This window comes from Salibacter halophilus (assembly GCF_008806325.1).
Taxonomy (GTDB): domain Bacteria; phylum Bacteroidota; class Bacteroidia; order Flavobacteriales_G; family Salibacteraceae; genus Salibacter; species Salibacter halophilus.
Window position 1 is genome coordinate 199,910 of sequence record NZ_WACR01000006.1, and the last position, 18,859, is coordinate 218,768.

Annotated in this window: 20 protein-coding genes; 7 read left to right on the top strand and 13 right to left on the bottom strand. The window is 40.4% G+C overall.

Translation table 11 applies throughout. The annotated features are described in order from the left end of the window. The first annotated feature begins 20 nt into the window (after window positions 1-20). Complete coding sequence (locus F3059_RS08380; protein WP_151168156.1) at window positions 21-800, top strand: amidohydrolase; 780 nt, start codon at window positions 21-23, stop codon at window positions 798-800. Here the strand turns inward: F3059_RS08380 and F3059_RS08385 are convergent. From F3059_RS08385 to F3059_RS08395, 3 genes are read right to left on the bottom strand one after another with little or no spacing between them, the layout of a single operon-like run. Further along, window positions 779-2,449, bottom strand: coding sequence for an Ig-like domain-containing protein (locus tag F3059_RS08385; RefSeq protein WP_151168158.1), 1,671 nt, complete (start codon window positions 2,447-2,449; stop codon window positions 779-781). The two genes, F3059_RS08380 and F3059_RS08385, sit on opposite strands and share 22 nt — an antisense overlap. Next, window positions 2,433-2,921 (bottom strand): GAF domain-containing protein, encoded by a 489-nt coding sequence (locus F3059_RS08390; protein WP_151168160.1) that lies wholly within the window; start codon window positions 2,919-2,921, stop codon window positions 2,433-2,435. Before F3059_RS08390 ends, F3059_RS08385 begins: the two co-directional genes overlap by 17 nt. Window positions 2,922-2,949: 28 nt before the next feature. Beyond that, entirely contained in the window at window positions 2,950-3,492 is a 543-nt protein-coding gene (locus F3059_RS08395) for a ComF family protein (protein WP_170265133.1), read from the bottom strand. A gap of 175 nt (window positions 3,493-3,667) precedes the next feature. Between F3059_RS08395 and F3059_RS08400 the strand changes: the two genes are divergently transcribed. Next, on the top strand, window positions 3,668-4,588 hold the full coding sequence (locus F3059_RS08400; protein WP_151168164.1) for a hypothetical protein: 921 nt from the start codon (window positions 3,668-3,670) through the stop codon (window positions 4,586-4,588). A gap of 3 nt (window positions 4,589-4,591) precedes the next feature. Here F3059_RS08400 and folE read toward each other — a convergent pair whose 3' ends face one another. The 7 genes from folE to F3059_RS08435 form a co-directional block, all read right to left on the bottom strand. Continuing rightward, window positions 4,592-5,293 (bottom strand): GTP cyclohydrolase I FolE, encoded by a 702-nt coding sequence (gene folE / locus F3059_RS08405; protein WP_151168166.1) that lies wholly within the window; start codon window positions 5,291-5,293, stop codon window positions 4,592-4,594. Then, window positions 5,253-5,663 (bottom strand): 6-pyruvoyl trahydropterin synthase family protein, encoded by a 411-nt coding sequence (locus tag F3059_RS08410; RefSeq protein WP_151168168.1) that lies wholly within the window; start codon window positions 5,661-5,663, stop codon window positions 5,253-5,255. The genes folE and F3059_RS08410 overlap by 41 nt, the downstream gene beginning before the upstream one ends. A gap of 12 nt (window positions 5,664-5,675) precedes the next feature. After that, window positions 5,676-6,194, bottom strand: a complete 519-nt coding sequence (idi, locus tag F3059_RS08415) for an isopentenyl-diphosphate Delta-isomerase (protein ID WP_151168170.1) — start codon at window positions 6,192-6,194, stop codon at window positions 5,676-5,678. 65 nt (window positions 6,195-6,259) lie between these two features. Continuing rightward, window positions 6,260-7,096, bottom strand: coding sequence for a phytoene/squalene synthase family protein (locus F3059_RS08420; RefSeq protein WP_151168172.1), 837 nt, complete (start codon window positions 7,094-7,096; stop codon window positions 6,260-6,262). Window positions 7,097-7,102: 6 nt separating this feature from the next. After that, complete coding sequence (locus tag F3059_RS08425; RefSeq protein WP_151168174.1) at window positions 7,103-8,575, bottom strand: phytoene desaturase family protein; 1,473 nt, start codon at window positions 8,573-8,575, stop codon at window positions 7,103-7,105. A 2-nt stretch (window positions 8,576-8,577) separates the two neighbouring features. After that, on the bottom strand, window positions 8,578-9,081 hold the full coding sequence (locus F3059_RS08430) for a sigma-70 family RNA polymerase sigma factor (protein ID WP_151168176.1): 504 nt from the start codon (window positions 9,079-9,081) through the stop codon (window positions 8,578-8,580). A gap of 159 nt (window positions 9,082-9,240) precedes the next feature. After that, on the bottom strand, window positions 9,241-10,128 hold the full coding sequence (locus F3059_RS08435) for a MerR family transcriptional regulator (RefSeq protein ID WP_151168178.1): 888 nt from the start codon (window positions 10,126-10,128) through the stop codon (window positions 9,241-9,243). Between the two features lie 85 nt (window positions 10,129-10,213). Between F3059_RS08435 and uvrC the strand changes: the two genes are divergently transcribed. Then, a complete protein-coding gene (uvrC, locus tag F3059_RS08440; RefSeq protein WP_151168180.1) occupies window positions 10,214-12,019 on the top strand; it encodes an excinuclease ABC subunit UvrC in 1,806 nt (601 codons plus the stop codon). Here the strand turns inward: uvrC and F3059_RS08445 are convergent. Continuing rightward, window positions 12,009-13,433, bottom strand: a complete 1,425-nt coding sequence (locus F3059_RS08445) for a hypothetical protein (protein WP_151168182.1) — start codon at window positions 13,431-13,433, stop codon at window positions 12,009-12,011. The two genes, uvrC and F3059_RS08445, sit on opposite strands and share 11 nt — an antisense overlap. Window positions 13,434-13,538: 105 nt before the next feature. Here F3059_RS08445 and F3059_RS08450 point away from each other — a divergent pair, with 105 nt between their 5' ends. From F3059_RS08450 to F3059_RS08465, 4 genes are read left to right on the top strand one after another with little or no spacing between them, the layout of a single operon-like run. Beyond that, a complete protein-coding gene (locus F3059_RS08450) occupies window positions 13,539-14,384 on the top strand; it encodes a BadF/BadG/BcrA/BcrD ATPase family protein (RefSeq protein WP_151168184.1) in 846 nt (281 codons plus the stop codon). Continuing rightward, window positions 14,368-15,348 (top strand): 6-phosphofructokinase, encoded by a 981-nt coding sequence (pfkA, locus tag F3059_RS08455; protein ID WP_223274579.1) that lies wholly within the window; start codon window positions 14,368-14,370, stop codon window positions 15,346-15,348. The genes F3059_RS08450 and pfkA overlap by 17 nt, the downstream gene beginning before the upstream one ends. A gap of 2 nt (window positions 15,349-15,350) precedes the next feature. After that, window positions 15,351-15,992 (top strand): NUDIX hydrolase, encoded by a 642-nt coding sequence (locus tag F3059_RS08460; RefSeq protein WP_151168186.1) that lies wholly within the window; start codon window positions 15,351-15,353, stop codon window positions 15,990-15,992. After that, window positions 15,982-17,265, top strand: a complete 1,284-nt coding sequence (locus F3059_RS08465; RefSeq protein WP_151168188.1) for a sialidase family protein — start codon at window positions 15,982-15,984, stop codon at window positions 17,263-17,265. The genes F3059_RS08460 and F3059_RS08465 overlap by 11 nt, the downstream gene beginning before the upstream one ends. Window positions 17,266-17,412: 147 nt before the next feature. Here F3059_RS08465 and F3059_RS08470 read toward each other — a convergent pair whose 3' ends face one another. Together F3059_RS08470 and pncA are read right to left on the bottom strand one after the other, a co-directional pair. After that, on the bottom strand, window positions 17,413-18,240 hold the full coding sequence (locus F3059_RS08470) for an alpha/beta fold hydrolase (protein ID WP_317132362.1): 828 nt from the start codon (window positions 18,238-18,240) through the stop codon (window positions 17,413-17,415). Beyond that, entirely contained in the window at window positions 18,230-18,850 is a 621-nt protein-coding gene (pncA, locus tag F3059_RS08475; RefSeq protein WP_151168190.1) for a bifunctional nicotinamidase/pyrazinamidase, read from the bottom strand. The genes F3059_RS08470 and pncA overlap by 11 nt, the downstream gene beginning before the upstream one ends. Window positions 18,851-18,859: the final 9 nt, after the last annotated feature.

The following is an 18,859-nucleotide window of genomic DNA, read 5'->3' on the forward strand; positions in this document are numbered from 1 at the left end:
ACCTGAGCCGTTACTCGAATATGGAAAAGCTCAAAGTCACTTTAGTTCAGTCAGAGCTCAACTGGCATGATAAAGCTTCAAACTTCATGTTGTTTGATCATTTGCTGGAGAGCAACATCAGTGAAACAGATCTCATCATTCTTCCTGAAATGTTCACTACCGGCTTTACGATGAAAGCTGAAGACTATGCTGAGAAGATGGAAGGTGATACGGTATCATGGCTGAAAGATCAGGCAAAGCGGTTTGATTCCTGCATTACGGGAAGTGCTATAATTGAGGAAAATGGAAGTTATTACAATCGCTTGCTTTGGGTAACTCCTGATGGCAATGTCCAGCATTACGATAAGCGACACCGCTTTTCTTTAGCCGGTGAGCAAAACTATTATTCGGCTGGCTGTGACCGAAAAGTTTTTGAGCTAAAAGGTTGGAGGATCTTTCCACAAATTTGTTTCGATTTGCGTTTTCCGGTTTTTAGTAGAAACGACCTGGAATACGATTTAGCTTTTTACATAGCCAACTGGCCCGAGCGCAGATCACACGCATGGCGAACCTTATTACCGGCAAGAGCGATTGAAAATCAATCTTATGTAATTGGGGTTAATCGTGTTGGTAAAGATGGAAATGATGTGCTGTATCGTGGTGATTCTGCTTTAATTGATCCGTTGGGCAAAATGGTTTCCAAAATCAAGCCGCACGAAGAAATTGTTCAAACTTTCACGCTGGATGCTGAGGAACTAAAAAAGGTACGTGAAAAATTTAAGTTTCTCAACGATCGTGATCAGTTTGAGATCAAACTTTGATCTTCAACTGTCCAGTCGAGTTCAACTTCCCAGTTTGCTCGAACATCAGCAGTTTTAGGGTAATAAAAAACAGCCTCAGGTTGTTGTTTTTCAAAGAAGTTTCCCGTGTCCCACTTTCCGTTTTTGTTTTCATCCACGATGATTTTAAACTCGTATTTTCCAGGCTCTAAGAGAGGAAAAACAATTTTTTCATCGGGTTGTACAACCATTTTTTTCGCTACATTCTGTTTGTCATCGAGAAGTAGGTAAAGGTATTGTCCTTTTGTATCTGGAAGATTCAGGTTGAGTGCCAGCTTTCCGTAATCCTCAAATTTTTTGGTCTTTATTTGTATTTCCAGCGTGTCGTGAGAAAGTTCAAAAATGTCTTTTATCGAAGAATCGGGAATTGTAATTGAATAGGATGCAGCGGGTTTCCAGTCGTAGAGCAATGAAAAACTGCGCAGGCTGTCATCCGGGCTCTGACCGAAACGAATAATATCGTTTTTCAAAAGCGAATCCCATGAAAGGGTGTCATCATTTACACTGAAAACCCAATTTTTCTTGTCGATTGATTGAATTGGATGATCAGAGTAAAACCACAGAGTGTCAAAATAGCTGAAACGGCCCAAATCGTAACTGTTTTTGAGTCTGAATTTTACTGAAGGTTCATTCGTTTTTTTGTTGATGAATTTTTCTTTTGGTTTCAGGACAACCTCGGCTGTGTCTAAAATTGTATCGGTCAGAACCTGAAACCGGATGGTGTCGTGATCAGCGTAATCAGGGAACCACATCGTGAGGCTATCCTTTGTGTCATTCCATCGAGAAATGTAGTTGACAGTCTTGCCAATTGGTTTGAGCGTGATATTCTCAGCAGTTTTTTGAAATTTTAAAAACGCCTGACCGTAGTGAATTCCGCCAGTTTTGAGCAATCGCTGTGCGGTGTCTTGTTCAGTAAAAGTTTTCATTTCCAGGTTGACAGAATCTCCCGGATTTACAATGCCTTCAAGGTATGCAAACTCTTCAGCAAATGGGTCGTATTCATAGTCTTGATCTTTATCGCCCACCGCATAAATCTTAAAAGGTTTATTGGGCAGATAGGGAATCGTGAAGTTCCCGCTTTGGTCTGTTTTACCGATGTAATCTGGCCGCGTTTTGAGAACGGCAGAGTCATTATGGTTGAGATAAAGATAGAGTGAAATGTCTTTTACAGGCTCCAGTGTCCAGCCATCTTTTAGTTGGCCGCTTATCGTGAGTGAGTCGAGGACTGGGCCTGTAGAGAAAACGAAAAGATTACTGTCTAATGGGTTGCTTTCATTCAAATCGACAATTGCCTCGCCAAAATTGAAGTTATAAGTTGTATTTGGTTTTAGCGTGTCCTCGATGGAAATAATGACCGACTTTCCTTTGATGATATGCTCAAGCGGATATTCGAGTGGTGGCGAAACGATGACGTTTTGAGTGAGGCTTTTTACCTGAATAAACTCATCAAAAGTAAGAGCGATTTTATTGCCTTTGTAGTTGGTTGAAAAATTGCGCGGACTACTTTCTTCGATTTTTGGAGGAGTCGTGTCTTTTTCTCCGCCAGTTAGCGGCATTTGTTGAGCACAGCTCCAGGCCAGCAAAACCGATGCGATTAGGAGAACGGTATATCTGTTAATTGAGCGCTTCACGTATTTCGTTGAGTAGATTTTCTAAAAATTGAGAGTCGGTTTCGTCAAATGTCTCGAGTTGGTCACTGTCTATGTCGAGGACTCCTGCTATTTGGTTCTGACCGTTGTAAAAAGGCAAAACAATTTCACTTTTTGATTGAGCACTACAGGCTATGTGACCGGGAAACTGGTCAACATCAGGAATCAACATTGTTTTATTTTCGTTCCAGGCTGTTCCGCAAACTCCTTTGCCCTTCGCTATTCTGGTGCAGGCAACAGGGCCCTGGAATGGTCCCAAAACGAGTTGATCGTTTTCAACCAAATAAAAACCGATCCAAAAGAAATCAAAGACTTCTTTCAGAGCCGCACAAACGTTTGCCATGTTGGCGATACGGTTTGTTTCACCGTCAACCAATGCTTTTACCTGCGGAATAAGCTGGTTGTATTTTTCCTCTTTGCTGAGGTTGTTGACAACTGAAATTGTTTCTGCCATGCGTGCAAATATAGCAAGATTGAATGCGCTACTTGCGTGCGTGAGCAATTGTGAAAATATTTAACTCTACATTTTTTGCCTGTAGCAGTGTTTGGCCTGCTGCTTCTAGCGTAGCCCCCGTTGTTACAACGTCATCGATGAGCAATACGCGTTTTCCTTCAATATCTTGCGGACGCTCTAAATTGAATACCGATTTTACATTGAGCCAGCGATTGAATTTTGATTTCCTCGTTTGAGAAGCGGTATCATCTGTTTTGGTCAGAGCCACTTCATTCACTCCAGCATTGAGTGGCTCAGCAATTCCCTTAGCGATAAAAGTGCATTGATTGTAGCCTCGCTTTTTGCGCTTTCTAGGATGCATGGGGATAGGAATAACCAAATCTACTCCAGAGAAACGCTTTGAGTTGGCTAGCTGAAAACCTGCAATTTTGCCTAAATCAACACCCACTTCAGTCCGATCCTTATATTTGAGTTGGTGCATCATATTTTGAATGAGTCCGCGTTTGTAAAAGTAAGCTAGACAACTCGCTGCTTCAACCGGAACGCGACCCCAAAAGATCTTTTCGATCATATTGTGAGGGTCATCGTGAAAATGAGTAAAAGGGAGTTTGGTTTTACAGTGTAAACAAATTGTATTTTCGTGTTTTAGAAGCGGGCGTGAACAGCCCGAACACACATTTGGGTAAATTAGTGAAACAAAGTCGTCAAGCATAGTGGCGGTTTAGGATATAAAGTTAATAAAAGTCATGGAAAACAAAGAAGATAACAAAGACAACAAAAAGAATAACTCCAGTATTTCGATATTGATTACGCTGTTAGTCTTTGCTCTATTGGGAGCCGGATACTTGTTTTATTCCAATATGCAGCTGAAAGATCAACTGGCAGATTGCTCTTCTATGAAGCAAGATGTTCAGCAAGAGCGCGATCGTGTTGTGGGTGATCTCGAGAATATGCTTGTGAAATACGACTCTTTGGATACAGATAATGACTCCATTAAAACACAACTCGAGGAAGAAAAAGCAAGAGTGAAAGAACTCATTACCCAGGCCAAAAATAATGAGTGGACGATTTACAAGTTGCGCAAGGAAGCTTCTACTCTCCGTGACATCATGAAAGGCTATGTAAAAACTATTGATTCTCTGAATACGGAGAACATTGAGCTCAGAGCCAAAAATGCTGAGGTAACTCAAAAACTCACTGAAACGGAAAAGCGAAATGAAAACCTTGAAACGGAAAAAACAGAACTCGAAGAAAAAGTGAAAATTGGCGCAAAACTGAATGCGCTAAACATGGTTTCATTTGCTCAGCGTAGTAATATCATGGGCACGATGAAAGAAACGAGCAGAGCGGGACGTGCTGAAAAAATCAAGACTTGCTTTACGCTTGAGAAAAACGATATTGCCAAAGAAGGCGAACGAAACGTTTACATCAGGATTATCAGTCCAAATGGGCAAGTGCTAGCTGAACGTACTGATGAGTCAAACATGTTTGAATTCGATGGTACAAAAGGGCTTTACACTGTCAAGAAGATCGTTTACTACGAAAACCGCGAACTCGATGTTTGCATGTTTTGGGATGTAAAAGACGAACTCGATGAAGGCATTTACACCATCGAAGCGTATGCCGATAAAATGAAAATCGGTTCTACGACATTTGAGCTGAAATAGTTTTTAGCTGGTATATCTCAAAAACTCATTTCTGAGCGTGTCATTCTTTTTGAAGTCACCGCTGAAGTGAGATGTAATCGTTGAGCAATCTTTGTCTTCAATGCCACGCATGCTCACACACATGTGGTGTGCATCGATTACGACAGCCACATCTTCAGTTTTGAGAATGTTTTTGAGCGCCTCGGCAATTTGCTCAGTCAACCTCTCCTGAACTTGAGGGCGTTTTGAATAATAGCGAACGATGCGGTTTATCTTGGACAAACCTATAACATGACCATTTGAAATGTAGGCCACATGTGCTTTTCCGGTAATCGGAACAAAGTGGTGTTCGCAATGAGAATTCACGGTGATATTCTTTTCAACAAGCATTTCACCGTATTTGTATTTATTCTCAAAAAGTTTGATAAGTGGCTTATTCTCTGGGTTCAAACCCTCAAAAATCTCTTTGATATACATTTTAGCTACACGATGAGGTGTGCCTTTTAGACTGTCGTCATTCAGATCCATACCCATCGTTTTCATGATCTCTGTGAAGTGGTGTTCAATTTTTTGAATTTTCTCTTCATCAGTAAGATCAAAAGCATCACTTCTCAACGGAGTTTCTTTAGACGTACTCACATGCTCGTCACCAATACTCTCGATTTCCTCTTTCTCGTGTCCGTTTTTAGTCTCCGCTGTATTCAACAAAGTTTCTTGGAGTTTCATAAAGTGTAACTTTTAACGCGAGTTCACTTTTAAGTTTGTCGCGAAGTTTATTCCAAATCACCACTACAATATTCTCAGCGGTGGGATTTAAATCTTTGAATTCTTTCGTATCGAGATTGAGGTTTTTGTGATCAAAAGGCTCCTCAACCTCTTCCTTAATCAGGTTTTTCAGCGTCTTGATATCGATAACATAACCCGTTTCTTTATCAATTTCTCCTGTTACAGAAACGACCAACTCATAATTGTGACCGTGGTAGTTTGGATTGTTGCACTTTCCAAAAACCTCTTTATTTCGGTCAGATCCCCATTCAGGGTTATGCAGCCTGTGGGCAGCATTAAAGTGAGCTTTTCTGTTTACGGTAACTTTCACTGAATTATATTTTCACTTTTCAAGGTGGTTGTACACCTTTTCAATAGCCATCTTAAACCATTCGGTGTAAGAATCAGGCTCCTTATTAACGTCTTGCAACAAAGATTGTTGATCAATCCATTTATAATTTTCAACTTCTTCAGGATTGATGTTGGGACTCCCGTTGAATCGGCCTAAAAACACATGATCGTATTCATGTTCACTCAACCCTTTATCGAGCTCTGCTTTGTAAGCAAATTCAAACGCTTTTTCTATTTCACAGTCAAATCCCATTTCCTCAATTAACCTACGATGCGCTGCTTCTTCATTCGTTTCTCCTTTTCGCGGGTGACTGCAACAAGCATTAGTCCATAAACCACCGGAGTGGTATTTATGTTTAGCTCTTTGATGGATCAACATTTCCCCTTTGTCATTGAACACAAAAACGGAAAAAGCTCTGTGGAGTAAGCCTTTTTCATGAGCCTCCATTTTTTCCATCAAACCTATCTCTTCGTCATTTTCATTGACGAGAATTACTTTTTCTTGACTCAAAGCTCGATATGCATTAGCGTTTTGTGGGAAAAATCCCAATGCAAAAGAAACAAATTCGCTTGAAATTATAGAAGGTTGAAACTGTGCTGTACGTAAGATCTCAACAGCAGGGCTAATTTTTTACTGTTTTGGATTCTAACGCGTTTATTCAGAATAGTATTGGTTGGCGTGTTTTGTATTTTTTTGAGTAGCGAATAAAAATATACGTAAGCCACATAAACACCAAAACTCGATGATTTAGGGAGCTTTTTAATCCCCTCAAACCCTACTTGAAAATCTTGCTTGATGTCTTCTTCAATCTCTCTTTTGCATTCCTCGTTAAATTCCTTCATCTCAATACCCGGAAAATAAACTCTTCCCATTTCACAGTAATCTTCGTGTAAATCGCGGAGGAAGTTGATCTTTTGGAATGCAGAACCCAGTTTCATCGCATAAGGTTTTAGCTCATCATAAAGAGCTTTATCATTATTGACAAAAACCTTTAGGCACATCAAACCCACGACTTCCGCAGATCCTAAAATATATTCTTCGTACTTATCTTTTGAATATTGCTTTTTGTGCAAATCCATCTCCATGCTCTTGAGGAATGTGTCGATAAGTTCGAGGTCTATATCATAGGCTCTGACCGTTTGCTGGAATGAGTTGAGAATTGGGTTGAGCGAAATTCCTTCTTCAATTGCCTGATGTGTATCAGCCTTGAATTTGACCAGTAGATCATTTTTGTTGTAATCATGAAACGTATCCACGATTTCATCAGCAAAGCGAACAAATCCGTAAATTGAATAGATGGGGTCACGAAAATCCTTGTTCAAAAACAAAATGCCCAGCGAGAAAGAAGTGCTGTACTTCTTAGTCACCATTCGCGAACTCCTGATGCTGATTTCGTCAAATAAGGCTTTCATAATGTGTTAATTTATGCTCTTTGCAACTTCTTTGGCAACAACCTGCCCCGAGATTAAAGATGGTGGAACACCAGGCCCGGGAACTGTAAGTTGTCCAGTGAAGAGCAGGTTTTTTAATTTTTTACTGTGCATCGCAGGTTTTAAAATAGCAGTTTGCCTCAAAGTATTTGCTAATCCGTAAGCATTTCCTTTGAAGGCGTGGTAATCATTTTTAAAATCTTTGTGCGCGTAGCTTCTTTTATAAATAACAGAGTCGGCTATTTTTTGTTTTGTCAATCGCTCTAGCCTGTTCATTACCAGTTCGTAGTAATGTTCTCTCATTTCCTCGCTGTCTTCGAGTCCGGGAGCAGTGGGTATTAATATAAAAAGATTTTCCTTTCCCTCCGGAGCAACTGTTTCATCCGTTACGCTTGGGGCGCACACATAGAAAAGCGGTTTTGATGGCCATTTTGGATCATCATAGATTTCTTTGGCATGAATCGTAAAATCTTCGTCAAAAAATAAATTGTGATGATTTAAGTTTTTGAGCTTTTTGTCAACGCCCAAATAAAATAAGAGTGAAGATGGAGCCATAGTCCTTTTGTCCCAATAATCTTCAGAGTAATTGCGGTATTGTTTATCCACGAGCTTTTGCTCTATGTGGTGGTAATCACCGGCACCAATAAAAACATCAGCATCGTAATGGTCAGAGCCGGAAACAGCGGAAGTGATTTTTCCATTTCGGTATTCAAATCGATCGATCTCAACCCCGGTTTCAATTTTCACGCCTTGTTCGCGGGCAATTTTTTCCATTGCCTCAACGATCCTGAACATTCCACCTTTAGGATACCAGGTTCCAAGCTTTAGATCGGCATAGTTCATCAAGCTGTATAAAGCAGGAGTACTTTGTGGTTTTGCTCCAAGGAAGAGTACAGGAAATTCTAGGAGTTCTATGAGTTTAGGATTTTTGAAGAGTTTTCTTATTTCACTGCTAATACTCTTGAAAAGATCCATTTTGAAAACTCCGGAGACAATCCTCCAATCTAGAAATTCTGTAAGTGATTTGCTGGGTTTGTACACCAAATCGTTAATTCCAACCTGGTATTTGTACTCAGCCTGACTGAGGAATTTTTTGAGGTTCTGACCACTACCTTCTTCAATCGATTCAAATAAATCGACTAGCTGTTCAAATTTAGCAGGAACGTCAACGTGATCGTTTTCGCCAAAGTGCACTCTATATCCGGGATCTAAACGCTCTAACTCATATAGATCACTTGTGGTGTAGCCAAATAGATTGTAGAACTTTTCAAAAACATCGGGCATCCAATACCAGCTAGGCCCCATGTCAAATGTGAATCCGTTTACTTTGAATTGACGAGCTCTACCGCCAATTGATTCGTTTTTTTCCAGTATGGTTACATCGTAACCTTCTTTCGCCAGGCAGGCTGCAGAGGAGAGGCCGGCAAAACCTCCTCCAATGACGATTACTTTCTTATTCAATGTTATCGATAGTCTTTTAATACATCCATCAATTTCTTTCTAGCTAAAAAGATACGACTTTTTACTGTTCCGATTGGAAGGTTGAGTTCATCAGCAATTTCTTTGTATTTAAATCCCTGATAATGCATTTCGAAAGGTACTCGATACTCATCTTCTAAAGCGCTGACTTTTTTCTTGATCTCTTTGTATGCATAGGTTGTCTCCGGAGCATTTTTATCGCTCTTGGGAGCCGCATTCAAATAGTAAAGATCTTCAGTTTTATCAATAATTGTATTGGCTTTTACGGCTCTCCTGTAATTATTGATAAAAGTATTTTTCATGATGGTATACGCCCATGCCTTGAGATTAGTTCTTTCCTTGAACTTGTCTTTGTAAGCAATAGCCTTAACCATTGTTTCCTGAAGCAAGTCGTTTGCATCTTCTTGATTTGATGTTAACTGTAGGGCGAAATAGTTTAGTGGTCTTCTCAAAGAAAGAAGTTCTTTATTGAAATTATACTTAGACATAATCTATATTGTTTAATGTTTCTCTCAAAAGTTTAAACAAACATAGATAAAAATATTTGTCGCTACACAAGTTTGTTTAATTATTTTTAAAAATAGTTAAACAAAAATACTAATACTGTCTATAAGCTTTGATTATAGAGCCCTAAAGGAAATTGAGATTTACTTGATTAATTCCAGGAGCTTATCGATTGAATTGAGTATAGTGAGATTTGCCGGGAGGTCAACATTCTCAAGTAACTCAGGCCGAGAGCCAACCCACAGTTTTTTTGTTCCAAAATCGCTGTGAAGTTTTTCTATATACTCTCCGGCATTGTTAGGTTGAATGCTGGTAACAAAGAAAGTGAGTAATATATCAGGATTGGCGATTTTACTAACTTTCAGCAAATCAGTGTAAGGAACATTTTGTCCAAGATAATAGGTTTTGAAACCTTCTTTACGAATAAAATACTGTGCAACAAGGAGTCCTAATTCGTGCAATTCGTCTTCTGGCAAGAATAAAACAACCTTTTCTTCTCGCTCAGGTTTAGTGGGCAAACGGTCAATTTCAACAATGACTTTTTGCCTGATGAGATTTGAAATAAAATGTTCCTGAGCGGGGTTGATCTCATTAATGCCCCACATGATTCCAACTTTTTCTAAAAACGGATAAATGATTTTAGAAAGTGTTTGATAAAAGCCAACCTCGGTCAATGCCGAGATGTAGATATTGTTGAACCGCGATTCATCCAGTTCAATCATGGAAACTGTTAAGCCGTTAACCTTGTGCTCATTGGCCAGGTCACGGGCTTTGGATTGTTCGAGTAAGTGTTTTTCTATTTCACGATTTAGTTCGTCATCTGTCATGTGGCTGATACGGGATATTTTAAACCCCAATCCCAGCAAAATCGACACATTTAAGATAAACTTTAGTTGATCATCATCGTAAAATCTGATATTTGTATCGGTGCGTTGGGGTTCTAATAAACCGTATCGCTTCTCCCATATACGAATGGTGTGAGCCTTTACGCCTGATAGTTTTTCCAGATCTTTGATCGAATATCGTGACAAAACAATTGGTTTAATTTGTTTAACTAATGGAGCTGCAAACTTAAACAACGAGATTGATTAGGAATGGTTCTGACCGAAATAAAAAATGAACAAAACGGATAAAATAAAACGAACGCTTGAAAATTTACCTCAAAAACCGGGGGTTTACCAGTTTTTTGATGCAAATGGTAAAATCATTTATGTGGGCAAAGCAAAAAAGCTGAAAAACAGAGTTTCGTCTTATTTCAATAAAAACCGCTATGACAGCGGTAAAACGCTGCTTTTGGTAAGGAAAATTGATGCAGTTGATTACATCGTGGTAGATACTGAGTACGATGCTCTTTTGCTGGAAAACTCTCTAATCAAAAAGCACCAGCCACGCTACAACATTCAATTGCGTGATGATAAAACGTATCCGTTTATTTGCATTAAAAATGAGCCTTTTCCGCGAGTTTTTGCCACACGGAACGTCATTAAAGACGGTTCTGAATATTACGGGCCATACGCATCAGTGAGGATGATGCGCACTATTTTGGATCTCATTCACCGCATGTACAAAACGCGTACTTGCTCGTTGAATCTCACTGAGGATAATATCAAGTCAGGTAAGTTTCGTATTTGTTTGGAATATCACATTGGTAATTGTCTTGGTCCTTGCGAAAACAAGCAGAGCGAAGAAGACTACAACAAAAGCATTTCACACATTAGGCAAATCATTAAAGGAGATATTAAAAATGTGATTGGTCATCTCGAAGATCAGATGGAGGAACATGCTCAAAATCTGGAATTTGAACTTGCTCAGGAAACCAAAAAACGAATCGAAATATTAGAAAAGTACCAATCGCGTTCAACGGTTGTAAACCCCAGAATTCACAATGTAGATGTTTTTTCCATCATTTCAGATGGTGACTTCGGCTATGTCAATTTCATGAAAATCAATAGTGGTGCTATTATTCAGAGCCACACGGTTGAGGTGAAACGCAAATTGGATGAGTCACCGGCAGAGATGCTGGAACTCATAATCGGTTCAATGCGTGAGCGATTCAAAAGTACTTCACGAGATATTTATGTATCTGAACCGCTAGAGCTGGAAATTCCCAATGTTCAGATCCACGTTCCGCAGCGAGGTGACAAAAAGAAACTCGTTGATTTGAGTAGGAAAAACGCGCGGTATTACATGAAGGACAGGCACAAGCAAATTGAACGCGTAGATCCTGACAGGCACGTAAAACGCCTGATGGCTCAAATGAAAAAGGATTTGCGCATGACAGAAGAGCCTCGCCACATCGAATGTTTTGATAACTCCAATTTTCAGGGCTCTTTTCCGGTATCGGCCTGTGTTGTTTTTAAAGATGGCAAACCGAGTAAAAGAGATTACAGGCATTTCAACATCAAAACAGTTGAAGGCCCTAATGACTTTGCTTCGATGGAAGAAGCTGTTTACAGGCGTTACAGGCGATTGTTAGATGAAGGCGAAAAGCTTCCGCAATTGATTGTTATTGATGGTGGAAAAGGTCAGCTAAGTGCATCTGTGAAAGCATTGAAAAGACTGGGGATTGAAAAGGAATTGACCATTGTGGGGATTGCCAAAAAACTCGAAGAAATATTTTTCCCGGGAGATTCTATTCCCATCTTTCTCGATAAGCGATCAGAGACATTAAAAGTGATTCAAAACTTGAGAAACGAAGCTCACCGTTTTGGTATCACATTCCACAGGAACAAGCGCAGTAAAGCTGCTGTTGGATCTGAGCTTGAAAGAATAAAAGGGATTGGAGAAAAAACAGCCCAGGAATTACTTCGTGAATTTAAATCAGTAAAGCAAGTGAAAAAAGCCTCTTTGAGCCAATTGCAGTTTGTAGTTGGCGAGAGCAAAGGAAAAGTAGTTTACGACTACTTCAACTCTAAAAAATGATTTTTGGCGACTGCCAGGTGAAGGAAATAATGAGTTTGTTATTTGAAATCACTGGCTCTTCAAAACTACCGCCCTGCTTGGTTGCTAACCTTTGTGCGATCGAGAGCTGAGGTATCTTTTTACCATCATCGAGTGTGCGTACCCTGGTAAGATTGTTAGTTGTATCGGTTTTCCCTGATGGTACCTCAATGATAAAACGCAACAACTCTGTTTCAACAAGGCTACATCTTATTTTGATTGATCCCGGTTCACGGTGTTCGTATTCATTCAGTATAAAATGAATGATATTCGTGAAACAGGTGTAAAACTGAACTGTTGAAATTTGAGCAGTAGGCAATTCATCAAGCACTTCAAATGAATCTATTTCGTGTTTATTCTCTTCGATGATCTCGCCCAGTATTGTTGCTAGGTAAATGTTTTCAAGCTCAGTCTCTGAAGGCTCAAGATCGAGATTTTTAAGTTTTTTCAGCGTCTCTTTCAATTGTTCAACCCGAGATTTAAAAGAAGAAATCTCTTTTCCCTTCTCATTCCCCTGAGAAATGGACTTAACTTTTTCAGAAAGAGCTTTTACAGTTGGTGTCAAAACCTGTATCACGGCATTGACATAAATTGAAGTTTCCTGTCTCGATCTCGATAACTCTTCATTTTGTTCGCTGAGGCTATTGTAAACATTCGTCAACTTTTGATCGAGGAAACGCACTCTCTTCTCCGTTTTTTTGTGAGCTTGCTTTTCATCACCCAATTCAGTTTTGAGGTGCGTAAGTTCATCCTGTATAGTTCTCAACTTATCGGTTCTGTTGCTCAATTTTCTTGAAATCCAAACAATGACGATAATCAACAACCCCAATGTAGCTATAAATGAAACAGTCAGCAGGTTCCACAATGAATCGTGCATTTTCTCGCTCTCATCCTTAAGAATAGACTTGAGCTCTTTTTGCTTGTGAATCATTGATGTTTTTTCACGTGCAATTTGATCAAGAGCAATCATTTGGTCAGATCCTGAGAGCTCTTCATTGGTCAGAACCTGAAGAGCGCTGCTCACGAGTCTCAGGTTAGTTGATAGCGTATCCAGGTTTGACAGGTAAACTTCCCTGTTCTGTTTTTCAGATATAAAGGCGAGGTTAGATGTATCAACCGATAATCGATCGGGGATGGATGCTAGAGATTGGTCATTAACGAATTGCCTGGCTAACTTTTTGATTTTTGCTGTGTCTGTGTAGTGTATTGTTGTTAAAGGTGTTAGAGAGTTTTGGAAATTTTCAAGAGAGTAAACATTCTCTAATTGTTGATCGAGTGAGTCATGGTTTTTTTGGAAAGTGTTCAGTCTTGTCATCACTTGCCAAAAGATGAATCCAAGGGCTATAAATGTTATAGCAATTACAAGCGTTTCCGGATTGATGTATTTTCTTTTCATAGCTAGCAGTTGGCAAATTAGCTAATTGATTGATATCTGAACACGACTAATTAAATAAACATTTCTCAAAGTAATATCACAAATCAATTCGCTACTTTCGTTTTTATGGGAAAAATTGCTGTTGTCGATAGCGGTTCAACAAAATCAGACTGGGTTGTTTTTGATGATAATACAGAGGAACGGTATGTTTCTGAGGGTATGAATCCACGCGTGAGAACGCTGATTGAGCTTCAGGATATTGGAAAAAAAGCAATTCCCCGTGAAATTGCTGAAAACGTATCTGAAATCTATTTTTACGGTACTGCCTGTAGCGCAAAAGAGAATATTAAAAAGGTTGAAAGTGCTCTTCAGTCTGTTTTTCGAAATGCCGGAAAAGTGGTAGTTGATCACGATTTGATGGGAGCTGCTCGCGCTACGTGCGGCTCTGACCGTGGAATAACAGTGATTTTGGGAACAGGTTCAAACTCCTGTTTATTTGACGGGAATCAAATTGTCGACAATGTTAAATCGCTCGGCTACTACATGGGCGATGAGGGAAGCGCCACGCATATTGCAAAGCTTCTCGTTCAGGGCTATTTTTACCGTGAAATGCCTCGAGCAGAAAAAGCAGCTTTTGAAAAGTTTACAGATACTCAGTCTTTGATAGAGCGCGTTTATGCCAGCAGTAAACCCAATTTTGAACTCGCCATGTTGGCTGGTTTTGTTGCGCAGCAAGATGGTTCTGAATATGTTCAATCAATCGTGAAAAGTAGTTTTGAGGAGTTTGTATCAAGACAGTTGGGTCATTATAAAAACTTTAGTTCATCGGTAAGAAGTATAGGATCAGTAGCATTTTACAATAGGAAAATTTTGAGTGAAGTTCTCAATGAATACGGCTTTCAGCTCGACAAAGCTGTTCAAAAACCGATTGACGAACTGGTAAAATATCACAGAAATGAAGCAAATCAATAAGATTGGTGTATTTACATCGGGCGGAGATTCTCCGGGAATGAATGCCTGTGTGAGGGCTGTAGTGCGGACAGCTCACAAGCATGATGTTGAGGTCATCGGAATAAAGGAAGGTTACCGGGGAATGGTTGCCGGTTATTTTGAAACACTTACAAGTTTGGATGTAGCCGGAATCATTCAACGCGGGGGAACAATTCTCAGATCTTCTCGATGCCCGGAGTTCAAAACAAAAGAAGGTCGTCAACAAGCTTACGATAACTGTAAAAAGCACGGCATAGATGCTTTAGTCGCGATTGGCGGAAACGGCACTTTTACAGGTGCTCTCTATTTTGAAGAAGAATTTGGGATTCCAACAATTGGTTGCCCGGGTACTATCGATAATGATTTGTTTGGAACAGATTATACAATTGGATTTGATACGGCCTGTAATACGGTGGTAAAAGCGATTGATCAAATCCGTGAAACAGCAGCTTCACATAACAGGCTTTTTTTGGTAGAAGTAATGGGGCGCGATAGTGGTTTCATCGCTTTGAACGGATGTGTGGCTGGAGGTGGAGAAGCAGTCATGCTTCCTGAGCAACGTGATGATCTTCCCAGGCTCATGCAGTTTTTAGATGAAAAATCGCAGCACAAAATTTATTCGAATATCGTTGTGGTGGCTGAAGGCGATGAAGCCGGGGGAGCTATAGAACTCGAGAAAGTGATCAGGAAAGAATATCCTCAATATGATGTTCGTTCAACGATTTTGGGTCACTTGCAGCGGGGAGGTTCTCCAACCTGCCGTGATCGCATTTTAGCGAGCCGATTGGGTCATCATGCTGTTGAAGCTTTACTCAAAGGGGAAAGGAATATGATGGCAGGAGAAATAAACAATAAAGTAGAGCTCACTTCATTCCGCGATTCCATCGAAAAAACAAAAGCTCTCAATTCTGATTTGTTACAATTGAGCGAAATTCTCGTAGCTTAAATATGGATTTATCATTTCAGGAATTTGTTTCATCAATTTCAGCTAAGCTCAGTAATCCGTTACCGGGAGAGCAGAGCCAGCTCATCATGGCTCCTTACAACCGCAGCCGAAAAGAAGAGGCACTTGCAAAAGATCCCAGTCCGAGAAAAAGTGCTGTATTAGTGCTCTTTTTTCACAAATGGTCAGAGCCACATGTACTCCTCATGAAACGTTCCTCCTACAATGGCACGCACAGTGCTCAGGTCAGCTTCCCCGGTGGAAAAGTTGAAAAAACCGATACCGATCATTTCCACACAGCACTTCGCGAAGCCAATGAAGAAGTTGGAGTAGAACATAATTCGGTTGAGATAATTGGTGAATTGAGCGAATTATATATTCCGCCAAGTCGGTTTTTGGTGAATCCCGTTGTTGGGATTTATCAAAATAAACCAACCTGGCAACTCGATCCAAGAGAAGTGGAGGAAGTTATTGAACTTCCAATTTCTTTGCTCCTCGATGACTCGTGTTGTAAAAATGGAGAAGTATTGGCTTCTTCGATTAATCAAAAAATTAAAGCTCCTTATTTTGATGTTTACGGACATCGTGTTTGGGGAGCCACAGCAATGATGCTCAGTGAACTAAAATATATTATCAATGCGTATTAAACTCATTTTTGCTTTTTTATTTGTAGCCAACTTTCTCGCGGCTCAACCTTATAAAAACATTAAAATTCATGAAGGTCCATCAGCTGGCGGACCAGAAGAACCATCTATCTTTATTTCTCCAAAAGACACGAATATCGTGGTGGCCGGAGCGAATATCAACAACGTTTATTACTCTAAAGACGGTGGCAGAACATGGGTAAATGACAAACTCGAATCGCGCTACGGAGTTTGGGGAGACCCGGTGATAATTGCCAACGAAAAAGGACATTTTTTCTTTTTCCACCTGTCAGATCCAACAGGAGAAAACTGGGACAGCGAAGAAATACTCGATCGGATTGTAGTACAGCGATCAAAGAATGGCGGAGAGTCCTGGAATCGAGGTTGGGATATTGGTGAGAATCATCCAAAAGATCAGGATAAGGAATGGGCCGATGTTCATCCAAACTCAAATAACCTCATATGCACATGGACAGAGTTTGACGATTACGGTAGCAAAGACACAGCAGATCACTCACGCATTTTATTTTCAAAATCGTGGAGCAATGGTCGTTGGTGGTCAAAGCCTGTAACTATCAGCGATAACCTGGGCGATTGCCTCGATGACGACAACACGACTGAAGGAGCTGTGCCGGCCTGGGGTTTGAACGAAGAAGTTTACGTTGCCTGGTCTTATGACAACAAAATTTGGTTTGATCGCTCCCTCGATGGCGGAAAAAACTGGCTCGAAAATGATAAAGTAATCGCGCAACAACCGGGAGGCTGGTCCCAGGAAATACCTGGTATTATGCGCTGCAACGGTTTTCCTGTAACAGTTGTAGATAGAAGCGAAGGGCCAAATCGCGGAACAGTTTACGTAACCTGGACTGACCAGCGAAACGGTGAAGACGATACCGATGTTTGGATTATCTCATCTGCCGATAGCGGCAAAACATGGTCAGATCCTGTTCGAATCAATGACGACAATGTTGCGGCCCATCAGTTTCTCACCTGGCTTGATGTAGACAACTCAACCGGCTACTTGTACAGCATTTTTTACGACAGGCGTAACCATCAGGACAACAAAACGGATGTTTACATGGCTGTTTCAAAAGATGGCGGCAAAACGTGGAAAAACCAAAAAATAAGTGAATCACCTTTTACCCCTAAAAAGGGCGTTTTCTTCGGTGACTACAATAACATTTCAGCTCAAGACGGCATGGTCAGGCCCATTTGGACGCGCTTAGAAAACAACAAAATAAGTGTGTGGACAGCCATTATTTACGGGGAAAAGTAAAAAAGAAGTGCTTTTCTTGTAAGTGACTTGTTGTGAGCGCTTTATTTTTCGTCTATGCACAAAGTGGGGGTGAATTCTAGCAAATCTTGTAACAGAGTGGGGGTTGTTTTTGTGAAAACGTGTAACAAAGTAGGGGGTGTTTGTTATTTACTTCAAATAACGAACACCTTCAGCTTTTTGTGCTAACCAGTTGAGCGAGTACTCGTTGAATTCAGCAGAACGTTCGATGTTTACCACATGTCCGCATTTTTCAATAATGTGCAAAAACTCCATTTTCCCGCGTTTAACCAACTCAGCAACCGGACCTAAAAACATGTGATCTTCGCTTCCCATGATGTAGAGAGTTGGAATATGCATGTGCTTTTCTTCCAGGTAACGCAAAATCGGGTTGACTTGTGCTGTTAGTTTGAACCAGCGTAGAAATTCTTTTTGACAGAGCTTTTTGGCTTCATTCACAAACGTGATGCGTGATTCAGTATGTGTTTTGTAAGGCATGATCACCCAGGCAAAAAGTTTGTAAAGCCACATGTAAGGGACAATACGTTTGAAGGCATTTCCCATGTTTACGAAAAACTGCGATTTGAAATTGAGTCTGCTGATGGCTCCTGTTAGGATCATCGATTTCACGAGGCTTTCACGCATATCGGCAATTTGCCTGATGATGATGGTTCCGAGTGAAACACCTACAAAGTGAGCTTTTTCAATTTGAAGATGATCCAGAACATTGATGACATCCTCAGCAATCGCACTGAAAGAATATGTTTTCTTAGCCCAGTCTTCAGTCTCGGCAGATTTTCCGTGACCGCGCAAGTCGATCAGTAACAAATTGTAAGCGCTCTTGAAAGGCTTGATTTGCTTGTGCCAAACGGCAGAGCTTCCTCCGGCACCGTGGACAAACACTACCCAATCTGCATTGGGATCTATTTCAAATTTCTTGTAAAAAAGCATAACAATAAGGCGGTTATCAAACGCCAATAATATTCTTTTTGTTTGTCACTATACCACCTTTTGATTGAAAAAGTTCGATAAATTTTTCAAAATCACCGTCATTTATCGCTTTCGTGCAGTCTTCAATCAAGATAGTTTTGAACCCTAAATCCAAACTGTCAGATGCTGTGGATTTCACGCAAACATCTGCCGCCAACCCGCAAACGTGAACTTCTTCTATTCCGAGTCCAGAAAGGTAATGACGCAAGCCTGTATCTCGTTTTCTCTTGTTGTCAAAAAAGCCACTGTAACTATCGACCAGTTCATCCATGCCTTTCCTGAAAATTGCTTTTACAGGTGCAGTATTTAAATCTGGGTGAAAGTTTGCTCCTTCAGAGTTCTGAATGCAGTGATCTGGCCAAAAAATTTGATTCTCTCCATCGAGTTTGCCATTTGAAAAAGGCTCAGCACCGTGTTGCGAGGCAAAGCTGCCGTGATTTGCAGGGTGCCAATCTTGTGTAGCAACTACAATATCGTAACTGTCAGAGCCGGCAAGCTCATTGACAGCCTGAATGATTGTATCTCCGTCTTTTACTTCGAGTGAGCCTCCCGGACAAAAATCATTTTGAATATCTACGATTAGCAAAGCGGTTTTCATGTGTCAAAA